Here is a 13390-nt window from a genome sequence, read left to right on the forward strand (position 1 = left end):
ATTCATTACACAGAGATAATTCTTCTGTTGATTATGGAACAAAGACAAGAAGCAGATTCCGAGATTGCGGGATCTGAAGGCAAAAACATCAGGACCGGTGATGATCTTAAGGCTTTTTTAGACGAAAAGGCGGATCAATATAACCGTCCTGAATTTATTAAAGATGACCCCGTTTCCATCCCGCACCTGTTTCATAGGAAGCAGGATATAGAGATTATGGGCTTCTTTGCCGCTATCCTGGCATGGGGACAGAGAAAGACGATTATTAATAAATGCAGAGAACTGTCGGACAGAATGGACAGCAGTCCGTATGATTTTGTTATGAATCATACGGATGAAGATCTGAAGGTTTTATTAGGGTTCAAACACCGTACATTCAATGACACCGACCTGCTCTATTTTATCAACTTTTTCAGGCATCATTATGAGCAGTATGAATCTCTTGAGGATGCATTCCTGCCTTCAAGGACAGGGCTGTTCAGAAATGAGGTTTTCAGGGAAGAATTTATGGATGAAGTCCGGGGCCCTCATCCTTCAGAAAGCTTCTTCTCGCCGCCTTGCTATCTGACTGGGATTGATCCTGGCGATCATCGCGTGGAGACTATTTTGAATCATTTTCGCGAATACTTTTTCAGCCTCCCGGATTTCCCTTCAAGGACTATCAAGCATGTTTCCTCCCCATCGCAGAAATCCACATGCAAGAGACTGAATATGTTTTTGAGATGGATGGTACGAAATGATAACAGGGGCGTTGATTTTGGGCTTTGGTCCCGGATTCATCCATCCCAGCTGATCTGTCCCTGCGATCTTCATGTCGACCGTATAGCCCGTTATCTGAAACTAATTACAAGAAAACAAACGGACTGGCAAACTGCCGTTGAACTGACCGAACAACTCCGGCAATTTGATCCACTGGATCCCGTGAAGTACGACTTCGCATTATTTGGCCTGGGCATCGACCGATCGTTTGGCAAACTTATTTCCTCTCATTAATACTTACGCAAGCAATGACGAATACTTCATTTTCGGGAGAAACTATTGTAGCACTGGCCACCCCTGCGGGTAGTGGTGCTATTGCAGTTATCCGTCTTTCCGGACCCGATGCGATTTCAATAGTGAACACTGTATTTAAAGGCAAAGACCTTTCCGTTCAGGCCTCGCATACTATACACTTCGGTACTATCCGGGACGGGAATGCAATTATAGATGAAGTGTTAGTTTCGCTGTTTATTGCACCACGCTCATATACAAAGGAAAATGTAGTAGAAATATCCACTCACGGTTCTCCTTATATCATCGAAAGCCTGATACGGTTACTGATCAGGCAAGGGGCCAGGGCGGCCAGGCCGGGGGAGTTCACCCTTCGCGCATTCCTGAATGGAGGAATGGATTTGTCCCAGGCGGAAGCAGTGGCTGATCTTATAGCATCTAATTCGAAAGCTGCTCATGATATCGCGATGCAGCAAATGCGGGGCGGTTTTTCCAATGAACTTCGCCAGCTCAGGGAGCATCTTATCCATTTTGCTTCCCTGATTGAGCTGGAACTGGATTTCTCTGAGGAGGATGTTGAATTTGCCAACCGGGATCAGCTGCGTACGCTGATCTTAAGAATAAATCATACAGTGAAACACCTGATTCAGTCATTCGAGCAGGGAAATGCCCTGAAGAACGGCGTGCCGGTGGTGATAGCGGGAAAACCCAACGTGGGTAAATCGACGCTTCTTAACGCACTTTTAAACGAAGAAAGGGCCATTGTTTCGGAGATCGCAGGAACGACTCGTGATACCATCGAAGATGAGATCTCCATCAACGGAATTGTTTTTCGTTTTATTGACACTGCCGGAATCCGGAATACAGAAGATATTATCGAAGCAAAAGGGGTGGAACGGACCCTTGAAAAGATGAAACAGGCGAGCCTGATCATTTACCTTTTCGACCCTGATCAAACCATGGAAGACATTGATCTTCAATTGAATGGAGCTTCTGATCTTCATATTCCCATAATCGGAGTAATGAATAAAAGTGATCTTATAGTGCCGGGGAAACAGGTAGAATTGAGCGGACAGGAGCTCGAGTTTATCTCAGCAAAAGATAAAGAGGGGATTGAACGATTGAAGGAGACTATCCTTTCAAAAGTCAATCTTCACGGCATCAGTACTGACAGCGTTCTGGTGTCTAACATCCGTCATGTAGAAGCGCTGCAGAGAACGCAGGAGGCACTTGACAAAGTGGTGTACGGGATCGATCATCCTGTATCATCAGATTTCCTTGCAATGGATATTAAGCAGGCTCTACACTATTTAGGTGAGATCACCGGAACTGTTACAACAGATGATTTGCTCGACAATATCTTCTCGAAGTTTTGTATCGGCAAATAATCATGCTAAACAATGCATAACAATTACAAGTCACGCTACAAAATCCAGGAAATTTATGTCTGGTCAGTAACCTTCATAAACATCAAACCCTTAACCGAAATCCAGGTTATAACAATAAAAAAATTGATCTCAATGCACTGGGTTAAAAAAATCATGCTTGCCGTTGTCTGCGTTCTTATTGTCTGGAGTTGCAATTCACAGGATATGGAAAATCCTAAAACCTTAGGAGGCGAGAACTTTCGTCTTGATAAACTAACCTTCAATGAAAAACCAGCTGCTCTTTTTGGCAGGAATAAATATTACAAAACTACGATTAGTGACGATGACGGCAGCGTTGTCGCGTGTAATTATATCATAAGTAAGAAAGACAATCCTGAGGTTAAGGTTTCGCTTGGCGATATAGATGTAAGCAGATATAAATATGACTTTAAGGTAAATAAGCAAAACATGCTTATCGGTGTTTCCATATCCTTTACATCCAAACAGAATATGACGGAGAATATATTAAAAAACATCAATAATGAATTCGGAAAATACCGAATAGATATTTACCAGGCTTACGAAAACCCTTCTGTATACCGATGGGAGTCTTCGGATAAGATCATCCATTTTACCTGCGCAACGTCTGAAGGCGAATATGTATACAGTATTTCAATTCTGAGCAGGAAGTTTGATTGCAGCAGCTTTCCACTAGAAAGAGTGTTTGTAGGAGAAGATATTTGCCTGAAGAAATACACCAGAAATAAATGATTAGTCTTTAATGTTTATAAACCAGCAGGTCTTCGTCGTATGTATCAATGGAATGCTATCATTAGTCACCAATGGGCATTCTGCATCAAAACCTTCAGCCCTAATTTGCTGATCCCGTTAGCTGTCAGGGCATTCATTACGACATTGGCGCGCTTTTCCGACAATTCTTTATTATTTATTCCCGACTCTAAGAGCTCATTAGTAATCTAAAGATATTAACTAAAAAAAGGTTTTATTGCTCTAAACAGAAATATCTTTACTTGCTGGAATCTCGTGATAAATTTTATATCATACAGTAATAGAACTAAATTGCGGTAATGTCGGGCTTCTTCTCAAAACTTGCCATACTCTGTTGTTGCTGGACAATCACGCTTGCTGGTGATGGTCCTGCTCATACGAAAAGAACTGTTAATGCTCATGTTCAAAATTCACTGAAGCAGGCGAAAGCGGATTATGGCGACGGGAATTATCCGGAAGCGATGGAAGGCGCGCTGGAGGCTTATAGTCATGGTCAGAAAACCGGTGATCTTGCTATGCTCGCAGATGCTGGGAACCTGATAGGACTGGTCGACCTGGCCCAGGGACAGACTGCAGCCGCTATTGTTTATTTCAGGAATGCTGAAAGGATTAACAGGAAGCTCGGAAACCAGGAAAGGGTGGCAGCGAACCTTCTAAACATCAGTCTGGCTCAGTCTGAACTTCAAAAGTTGGACAGTGCGGTTTATTACGTCCGAAAGTCTTTAACCATCAGCAGCGCACATCATATTAAAAACCTGATTGCTATGGGACGTAACCATCTGGGCGATTACTATTTCAGGCAAAACAAACTGGCGGCTTCAGAAGCAGAGTTTATGGCAGTGCTTACTAACAAAGCTTATCAGGACGACTGGGAGAATAGCTTTGCCAACACCGGTATGGCCAGGATCATGTTCAGTCGCAAGAACTTCCAACAGGCAGCTTTGGCAGCAGACCGGGCTTTTACGCTAGCTAAGGCAGTTAATGCGAAATGGGACGCTGCACAGGCTCTAGAAGTAGCACATCGGGCTTACAGGGCTGCCGGTAATGATAAAAAAGCATATGACCGGTTGCTGGCTTATAAACTATACTCAGATAGTTTATTTAATGTAGAGAGTGAAAAAATAATAGCCCAACTGCGGTACAAGCAGAAGTCCGTAGAAAATGACAATCTCCGGAAACAAGTAGAACTGGCCAGGAAGCAGCAAAAGATAGATCAGCTTATTATTATTGTTGTCCTGATCGCCTCCCTGCTCATACTATTTATTGCAGTGGTTCTTTACCGGCGGCACCGTCAAATGACGAGGCGCAACCTGATGTTAAAAGCGGATCATGAAGCAAGCCTGCACCAAAACAAAATAATAGAAGCACAAAACGAAGAACTCAACCTGATGAACAGGGACAACAATCGCCTGCTATCGATAATTGCTCATGATCTGAGAAGTCCTTTTGCTGCTATAGAAAATACAATCGCTTTTTTCAAATCTGAAGGTCTAAGCAACGAAGAACTGACTATGTTATCTGAAGCGTTATCCAGCCAGGTGAGTACTGCATCAGGGATGCTAAATGGCCTGTTAATGTGGGCGGCTAATCAAAGAGGAGGAATGTCCTATTTCCCGGTAGAGGTTGATCTTCAGAGGAAAGTCGATAAGGTTATTGACGTTTATATCGCTGCTGCCCGGCATAAAAGCATCACTATCGAGCATCTCAAGGCAGATTTACCATCTGTAACCGGGGATGCCGATCAGATCAGGATCATGATCCATAACCTCATATCTAATTCAATCAAGTTTACCGCAGAGTCCGGGCATATTTGCATACGTTATGAATTAAAGGGTAATTTCCTGGATCTGATTATCGAAGATACCGGGATTGGCATGTCGCAGGAGAAACTTGATAACATACTGGCTGGAAGGCATGAACAAACTTCTACATACGGTACGGGAAACGAGAAGGGCATCGGCCTGGGTTTGCATCTGGTCAGGGATTTTGCCATCAAGAACGGTGTACATTTTTTGGGCGAAACTGTGATAAACTCGGGTACTCAATTCAGATTACGCTTTAACAGGCTTTCTTATAAAGCTCATTCATAACACTGGAGCGAAGCCGGTATTTTTTGAGCCACTTATGTTGGACTATAGTGAATCCAAACAAGGAATTGCCCTGCCCGAAGGTGGCTCATCCCTGAAACGCCATCACTGCCAGTTCCCTGTTGATGTTTGCTCCGGCAAAACTGCCATTAGCTACGGCATTCGTGACAGAGCGCAGGGGACTGACATTATCACCGCATGCATAAACACCCTCAATGCTGGTTTTAAAGAACATGTCGGTTTTGATATGGCCTTTATCTGTCAGCTCACAACCCATCGCAGCTGGAACGGGGCAATGCTGCTCAAATCGTAAACCAGCATACATTGCGTCAAAATCATGCTTTTGACTATCTTCAAAAGCAATGCTTTTTAGTTGGCCGTCTTTGTGGCTAATACCGGTGATCCGCTTTTCGACAACTTTTACGCCGTGCTTTTTAAACTTTGTAAGTTCCTCATTGCTTAACTGTATGTCGCCATTTGTTAAGACTGTCACCTGCCTGGTAAGGTTACGTACCAACGGCACCAGGTGGCCGGAGTTTTCTGCGTTGACCCATATCGCGGTCTTCTGCCCCCGAAACTCATAGCCGTGACAGTAGGGGCAATGAATGATGCTTTTGCCCCAGCAATCTTCAAAACCTTCAAGATCAGGGAAGATATCTCTGACGCCTGTTGCAAACACCAGCTTTTGGGTTTGAAAAACCTTACCAGACCATGTTTCTATCTGAAAGCCGCCTGCGCGCGGCATGCCGGAAACAACCAGATCATCCAAAAACTTTACAGTATTATACTTCAGAACCTGATTCCTGGCAATGGCGGCAATCTCACCCGGAGCACGGCCGTCCTGGGTTAAGAAGTTTTGCGAATGGGGCGTGAAGCGGTTACAGGGTTCTCCACTATCGATCACTAATGTATTCCGCAAAGATCTGCCCAGTGACATAGCAGCTGCTAATCCGGAATAACTGCCCCCGACGATAATCACTTCGAAACTTTGATTTTTCATAGTGACAAAGCTATTAATAGTTTTTATAAGTGCAACAGGGTTGCATAAATATGACACCAGGAAGAAACTATCCGTTGAGATCCGGGCAGACAGGAGCGTAATTTCTCCTGAATATTTTTTATGCTCCCGGTACCGGAATTAACATTAAGACGGCAGGACACTGATTTCAATCATCAGCTTATCAAAATGAAAATAGAAGCCGAACGTGTTCCGTAACTTCTGAGGGGCGCTATCGAAGGCAAGGTCTTCGTTTTGCAGGTCATTATATACCTTCAAAACAGACTCTCTGTCGGGCTGGTAAAAACCGATATGAAAGTTTTCCGGATAATTTACAGCATCTGACTTGTTCAATTTTGATGACCAGAAGATCAGCACAAAGTTATCCTCATTGGTTAGCACAGCCACTGCATCTTTCCTGTTCCCGATACATTTAAACCCAAAAAAACTCTCAAATAAATTTACCGCCTTTGAGACATTTGTTACTACCAGATTGATATGATTTATTTTCATCGCATTTAAATTATTTGACAGAACAAAATTATCGCCAGGAAGAGGTTCTAAATAGGATAAATCGGACGTATTTAAAATATTTGATTGTTCAGGGATCGGAGCAGCTGATTATCTGTCATCCGAATTTTCCGGGCTGTTAAACTGCAGGTAACGCTGGGCTTCATTCTTTAAAAGCATTTTAGGTGTCGTACCGGTATGCTTCCTGATTTCTCTTATAAAGTGAGACTGATCATAATAACCAAGATCCGGGTTGAGGCGGCCGGCTTTAATCTCTTTGTAAGAAGCATAGCATTTCAAAATATTACTATAACTTTTCAGAGGCATCCCCATCTGCATATTGAAATAACGGTTGATCTGCCGCGAACTCCAGCAGCAATGTTCTGCAAGTATTTCTACATGAATATTGCCTGAAGTTTGTTGTAGCAGCTCGAAAAGGATAAGTTTTCTCTTGTCGATAGACTCAACCGGCACAATGCTCCTGATATCGGCAGTCACATGATTTGAAAAAAGCCGGAGATCTCTTACCATATCTCCCGACAAGCTTGTCGTAAATGCACCAAAACGTTCCAGGGTGGGGCACCTGTTCAGATAATACTCTTTCCCAATGGGCATCAAACGGATGCCAAGTTTCAGTTCATTGCCGGGCATTAACAGTTCGTAAGCTTCGGTTAAAATACCAGCCAACATAACGTTATGAAGCATACCATCCCTGTAGGTAACAATAAGCTCCGGACATCCGTCGGGCAATGTGGTAAAATGACAGTCAGCCCCCGAATCGTTGACAGATATCCAAAAACATTTGATAAGAGGCCTCAATTCTTCTTCAGGCAGAAGCTCGAGATACTTTGCGCGCTGTTGCATACGTTTCTGCCGATCAAAGTTAATACCATTAAAGATAACAAATCCAGGTCACCTGTATGTGCTTGCTAATCGTACAGTAAAGATGGCGTTTTGTTATGAAACCTGTACCCCAATCCGAGCATCAGGTAGTTAGGTTCCCTAAAGTCTTTCAGGTTGTACCCGATGTGCAGGAAGGAACTTTTACTCGTCCCAATCTTCAATGCTACGCTTTGGTAGGTTCCCCGAAAGTCTCCACCCTTATGGAGAACATTGGATCCGATTCCTATATCAATGGTAAAGACAGGCATGATATATTCTGCCCGTGCAGATAATCCCAGGGCAACCTGCCGGTTCAGTTCCGGTTTGAAGAAGTCCTGGCCTGTACCTACAATATAATCTTTGGTATAAACATTGGCGCTGCCATCATAGATAAAATCTAAAGAAGGTCCGGTACGGAACTTGTATCCAAGATTATACATAGGCGCGAAGTAGGCTCCGGCGACAGGGTACTTAAGAGGCGAGGCGATCTGGCTGCCGAAAAAATAAACTCCTTTCCTTCGCCAGGAGCCGAAAACAACCAGGTCATAGCTCACATGACGCGGGAATTCTGGTATTCTTACTCCTGTGCCCTGGTTTACAGCCGGCGCTTCTGAAATTCCATAGAGCAAGCCGGTTTTGAAACCATAGGTATTGACTCCTGCATTGGGATATTCTGTGTTGCCATTAGAGAAGTGCGAAAAATCAAAGCCGCTTGTCAGCGATAACCGCCGCGCAAGGTTCCATTTTAAATATAATCCAAGGTTGATGTACGCATTTGCTTTAGATCCGACTATGACGTTATTGGGATTTGTTCTCCCGTCATAGGGCTTCCATCCGGATGACAGACCGAAGTTCCATTCATAGTTGAGCGATACCAGGCTGGCCAGTCTGGTTACTTCAGCATTCTGAAAGAGATAAGCTGCAACAGGAGTTCCAACTTCGGCGCCGTTCCCAAAATCAAAAAAGGCCAGTCCGGCTCCCTGCTGAACGTTTGAGAATATCCTGCCGCCAGGTGTATTGCGGGAGAGACCGAATGAGTATTTAAGATGTCCCGAAAGCGGGTGCTTCATATATAGCTCTTCGTTGTTTACTCCCTTATAGAATGGTGAAGACGGAACGACAAAACCGGGCCTGAACTCCAGGCCGATATAGTGGGCAAATCTTTTTGCGGCCCCCGGCAAAACAGAGTCGGCGTTATTTTTAAGAGAGCGGCTGTCCTGGCTAAAACCTTTGAAAGAAAGCAGGACTAACGATAAAATGAAGCACCGTGCAAATATTCCGCTTATAACCGGAGGTCTGCGATTATTTAAAGACATGCAAAAGATAAGTTCATGACAGCGGGCAAATTTATATTATATGAATATAAGCTGCAACAAATAAAACATCCGGGCAGGTAACTTTAAAGTCACACCCGGATGAAAAACTGTCTGATTTCCAATAGGAGAGAAGTTACTTTGTTTAATTGCCGAGGGGCTTGATCAGCGACCAGTGAGTCTGCACAATTTTCCATGTACTGTCTGGCTGTAACAAGTAAACTTCTGTACAATTCCATCTGGTTTCTTTGTCTTCCTCGAAACAGTTAAGGTTGAATGTCAGTACAGCCATTTTATCAGTTGAAACCACTTTTGGATTTAACATTTCATACCTGGAAACCCTGAATGTTCCTTTTATAGGAGCATAGTATTGTTTCAGTGCAGGCAATCCATCCAGTCTTGCTTCGAGATAAGGATCAAAATAGCTGACATTTTCCGCCGAAAGCTCCAGATAGCCGGCAGGATCGCCGGTATTCCACTTTTCAAGTGCGGCTTTCTCCAATGCAATAATTTTTTCTGTAAAAACGGCGTTTGCCGTTTGAGAGGAAGCTGTGCCAATCATAAATAATAATGTAAAAAAAAATACATATTTCATAAACTGTCTTTATACCTGTAAAGTACGCGCTCCTCTTTATCATTTCCGGTATAGAAATCAGGGAAGAAAAGACATTTTTCCGGGATTTTCTTTCTTGTTTCTGAACTCAAGGGGAGTCTCTCCGGTGCCATTCCGGAACGAACGGGCAAAGAAACTGGTATTCTCGTAACAAAGATGAATAGCTATCTGGCCGATCGACATGTCAGTATACTTTAGTAAACGCTTGGCTTCAAGGAGGGTCCGTTCTGTAATATATTTTTTTGCACTTATTCCGTACCGGCTTTTAATGATGTCATTGAGATGACCGCTGGTGATACATATTTTTTGCGCATAATACCCGACAGACCTGTTCTCTCTGAAATGACTTTCAACAAGTTCAGCAAACTGCCCGGCATAACGGTTTACAGCTTTGTCCATGGGACTGGGCCTCCTTTTTATGTATATCCTGTTAAGCGAAACGAGTATCTGATAAAGCAAGGCTCTCAGTATGTGCTTGTCGTTGTTTCTAAACGTTGTTATTTCCTTCCTGACGTCTTCAAGGAGCTCCTTCATTTTATTCAGTTCCTCTGATGCTAGTTCCACCATAGGAGGCATATTCCGGTCTCTAAAAAAAGCGAGATGTCTGATAAAATGAACATCGTTGAAGAAGGCACCGAGGAATTCCTCTTCAAATATCAAAGCGTAGCCATCCGGTGCTGAAGGAGTGTCCCAACAGCGTACCTGTCCCGGCCCGGAGAAGAAAACAGTTCCTGGCATTAACGGGTATTCGCATCCGTCAATGGAAAATGATCCATCTCCATAGTATATGAACGTAATATCATAATATGTTAGCTGCTGAACAGGAGATTCCCTGATATAATGGTGAAGGCTCTCAAGCCTAAGCAGATCTATCAGTAGCTCTTCTCCGTATTTAGATCTATAGAAATCGTATTGAACAATCATTTGCTGTAAAACCTGTGAGGTACAACGGCTTGGTTATCCCAACATCAATGTCTTGTTGTGCCTGCTGGTCAATATCCAGAAAGCATAATACAAGGACTGTCATTATCCGGTTGGTTTGTAATAACAGCAAAGTAAGGGTTGTTGACTGAAAAATACAATAGCAGCTCACGGTAAAAAGGCAGGCTGGAAAGAACAAATAAGATTGCTTTAGTACCGGAATGCTAAGCCGAAAAAGAAATCTTTGTGGGCATCTTTCTGAAGTCCGTACACCATTCCTGCATCTATCTTAAGGTCGCGTGTAAGTTCCACTGCCAATGCAGCATCCAGAAAGTTATTAAAGTGATGACTTTTCAGATCATACGTATAGTATGTCTCTCCTGAAACTTCGAGCTTTTCAAAAAGAACGTGACTTACTGACAGCGATTGCAAAAGTTCCGCATGGTGCCGTTTAGATTCTTCATCCAGCATCCTGTCTGCCTCAACCTGCATACCGATCTTCCAGTCGCCGGGAAGTTTGAGTGACATCGGCACCATTAAGCCTTCCTCATCGCTTTGATTTTCAGAATACCTGTTGGTGGGGATCTTTACATAGGGTATGAGTGCCAGGCTAAAGTTACCTTTATAGTTTCCGAGTAGATTTTGTTTAATGCGGATGGTTATATCACCAAAGCCTTCAGCCGATTGTTTTTCACCAGACTGAATTTCCCTGTCAAGTTCCCTTACGTAGCTTTCAACGATCACCTGCAAAGCTGTTCGGGGGAGCAATCCCAGCTTCAGATTGGCCTGGTTAAAAATAGAGAGGCGTTGTTTGCTGTCTTCACTTGTCTCTCTGCGGTGTTTAAACAAGTCTGCCTCATATTGAAAATGCCCTGGCTCTACAGTGAAAGGGGATTCCGTGATGTTCGGACGATCTGTTTCCATTTCTTCACGCATTAAAGCACGGGGCATAGGTCTGAAAATAGAATAGCGTAGATGGCTGGTATCCTGAGCCTGAACTGACCGGATTCCTAATATAAGGGCTGTGACATTCAACCAGGTTAATAAATAGAATTTTGAGTGCTTCTTTCCTTGAGTTTGTCGTTGTTTTATCTCAAATACCGGCCTGTTCATTTTGTTTTTGTGTATGCAACCAGAGACAGGAATATTTTGTTTGCGGAGGCATTAGCTAATATAAACGAAGACTAAGAACAGGATAAGATTTTAAACGAGAATTTTAAAGATACAGGGAAGCCCAGGCGGTAAAGTTCAATGTCTGAGCTTTTCTTCCAGGCTATCCCTGCATCTATTGTTATTAAAAGATATTATGGACGATTTTTACCGGCCTGTTAACCACACCGGGCTGGTATAATTATTTTCATTGACCACGTCAGCAAAATTATCGTGGTTATTGGTAGACTCACTGACAGGATAGGGCCTTCTTTCCATAAACCGCCTGTTTGAAGGTTTCTTCATTACCCTGTTACCTAATTCCTTGTAAAGCCGCCGTGTTTCTGTCCACAATTCATATGGCTTCAAAATATTGAAATGAACGTACTTCTGATCGTAGATCAAGCCCTTTTTCTCCTGTTCAGCAGCGGCGACGAATTCGTTCCGTTTAACTTCCGCAAATGCATCAATCTGGCTCTGGGCTGGTTTGGCCGGCTGAGCGCCAGCAATCCTGCTTGGATAATTGCGGGTATTCATAGCGTTGATCTCATAATAAAAATCAATAGACTGTTTAATCGCCGCTACGTATTCGTCACTGGCGTTCAACCCGAGATCGGGCCAGCGAACAGCAGCCTCGGCAAGAATCAGGTGCATCTCGGGGGAGGTGATGATTTGGTAGGGCATGGTATAATTCTGCTCAAAAGTAGTCCTGTTATAGTACGATGGAAAAGTTCTTGACATCACCCTCGTATCAATCGAATCTCTGTAAGATTGGTTGTAAGGTCCTTCAGTACGGATGCCGCTGTATCCGCCATATTTATCGGGCTGGAAAATAACTTTAATACGAGGATCATCAGACTGGCCTGGCTTTCTCATTACCTTTATCATGTTTTCGGGTGCCAGCAGGTAGAGTTTCTGTTCGTCAATAGCTTTGAATATCAAGATCTTTTCGGGGGCTAACTCTTGCTGCAATTCAGTAAACAATATACTACTGGCTCTATCCTTTGCATACACATTTTCTGTTAGGACCTCCATAATAGTGGATTTCGCCAGCTCTGGCTCTACATTTGTCAGATGGATAGCCAGACGCAGCCGAAGACTGTTAATAAAGACTCTCCACTTAGTGAGATCTCCCTTGAACATAATATCGTGAATTGAAAAGGCCGATTCGGGAACACTTGACCCCAACGTGAAAGTACTGAGTTCACCAGAAGTAGATTTCAAATTTGTGAGTATATCATGATAGATATCCCGTTGCTTATCGTATTTAGGAAAAAAATGATCACTTTTTCCCTTTAATGCATCGAAATAAGGTATACTATTAAATATATCTGTAAGCTGGTAAAAAATGTACGCTTTCATCACATCAGCGGTCATCTTGTAAACCTTATAGTTAGTCTTTTCACCCTCAGACAAGGCTTGATATAATCTTTCTATTTCAGCAAATGATCTTAGCCTGCTAAAAGAATTTTCAAACGGATCGTATCCCCATGAAAATGTATTTGTTACTCCATCATTTGAATACCCCCCGGTGCCAAGCATTGGCCCCAGAGTAAGGAAGGCACTTGTCATCTCGCTATACGTATAACGGAATGTGCCCAGTGACTGCTGTGTCTCTGCGTAAAAACCTTCGATAGAAGGAGCCGTTAAACCGTTAGGATTAAGATAGTCATCTTCTAATCCCTGGCTACATGAGCCGACAAATAAAGAAATCACAATCAATACTTTGCTTAGTGTCTTATTTAGTTTCATCACGTATCTTCTTTAAATAA

General features: G+C 43.2%; 12 protein-coding genes. 4 read left to right on the forward strand and 8 right to left on the reverse strand.

The annotated features are described in order from the left end of the window. The first annotated feature begins 33 nt into the window (after nt 1–33). The 4 genes from DDR33_RS02995 (at nt 34) to DDR33_RS03015 (ending at nt 5236) form a co-directional block, all read left to right on the forward strand. Nucleotides 34–993, forward strand: coding sequence for a TIGR02757 family protein (locus DDR33_RS02995; protein ID WP_202913640.1), 960 nt, complete (start codon nt 34–36; stop codon nt 991–993). A 14-nt stretch (nt 994–1007) separates the two neighbouring features. After that, entirely contained in the window at nt 1008–2378 is a 1371-nt protein-coding gene (gene mnmE, locus DDR33_RS03000; RefSeq protein WP_109414284.1) for a tRNA uridine-5-carboxymethylaminomethyl(34) synthesis GTPase MnmE, read from the forward strand. A 204-nt stretch (nt 2379–2582) separates the two neighbouring features. Then, nucleotides 2583–3128, forward strand: coding sequence for a hypothetical protein (locus DDR33_RS03005; RefSeq protein ID WP_146198689.1), 546 nt, complete (start codon nt 2583–2585; stop codon nt 3126–3128). Between the two features lie 317 nt (nt 3129–3445). Beyond that, nucleotides 3446–5236: a tetratricopeptide repeat-containing sensor histidine kinase gene (locus tag DDR33_RS03015; protein ID WP_109414287.1), complete on the forward strand. Its 1791-nt coding sequence runs from the start codon at nt 3446–3448 to the stop codon at nt 5234–5236. Nucleotides 5237–5321: 85 nt separating this feature from the next. On the opposite strand, the gene DDR33_RS03020 is transcribed toward DDR33_RS03015, so the two are convergent. From DDR33_RS03020 to DDR33_RS03055, 8 genes are all read right to left on the reverse strand, one after another. After that, complete coding sequence (locus tag DDR33_RS03020) at nt 5322–6233, reverse strand: NAD(P)/FAD-dependent oxidoreductase (RefSeq protein WP_109414288.1); 912 nt, start codon at nt 6231–6233, stop codon at nt 5322–5324. Between the two features lie 144 nt (nt 6234–6377). After that, nucleotides 6378–6743: a VOC family protein gene (locus DDR33_RS03025; RefSeq protein ID WP_109414289.1), complete on the reverse strand. Its 366-nt coding sequence runs from the start codon at nt 6741–6743 to the stop codon at nt 6378–6380. Nucleotides 6744–6851: 108 nt separating this feature from the next. Beyond that, a complete protein-coding gene (locus tag DDR33_RS03030; RefSeq protein WP_109414290.1) occupies nt 6852–7604 on the reverse strand; it encodes a helix-turn-helix domain-containing protein in 753 nt (250 codons plus the stop codon). A gap of 65 nt (nt 7605–7669) precedes the next feature. Beyond that, nucleotides 7670–8938 carry an acyloxyacyl hydrolase gene (locus tag DDR33_RS03035; RefSeq protein ID WP_109414291.1) on the reverse strand — a complete coding sequence of 423 codons (1269 nt, stop codon included), beginning with the start codon at nt 8936–8938 and terminating at the stop codon, nt 7670–7672. Between the two features lie 142 nt (nt 8939–9080). Beyond that, nucleotides 9081–9530, reverse strand: a complete 450-nt coding sequence (locus DDR33_RS03040) for a YybH family protein (RefSeq protein ID WP_202913641.1) — start codon at nt 9528–9530, stop codon at nt 9081–9083. A gap of 57 nt (nt 9531–9587) precedes the next feature. Continuing rightward, nucleotides 9588–10472 (reverse strand): AraC family transcriptional regulator, encoded by an 885-nt coding sequence (locus tag DDR33_RS03045; RefSeq protein ID WP_109414292.1) that lies wholly within the window; start codon nt 10470–10472, stop codon nt 9588–9590. Nucleotides 10473–10679: 207 nt separating this feature from the next. Next, complete coding sequence (locus tag DDR33_RS03050) at nt 10680–11393, reverse strand: transporter (RefSeq protein WP_158280622.1); 714 nt, start codon at nt 11391–11393, stop codon at nt 10680–10682. Nucleotides 11394–11786: 393 nt separating this feature from the next. Next, nucleotides 11787–13370: a SusD/RagB family nutrient-binding outer membrane lipoprotein gene (locus DDR33_RS03055; RefSeq protein WP_109414294.1), complete on the reverse strand. Its 1584-nt coding sequence runs from the start codon at nt 13368–13370 to the stop codon at nt 11787–11789. Between the last annotated feature and the right edge of the window lie 20 nt (nt 13371–13390).

This window comes from Pararcticibacter amylolyticus, assembly GCF_003130405.1.
Lineage (GTDB): Bacteria > Bacteroidota > Bacteroidia > Sphingobacteriales > Sphingobacteriaceae > Arcticibacter > Arcticibacter amylolyticus.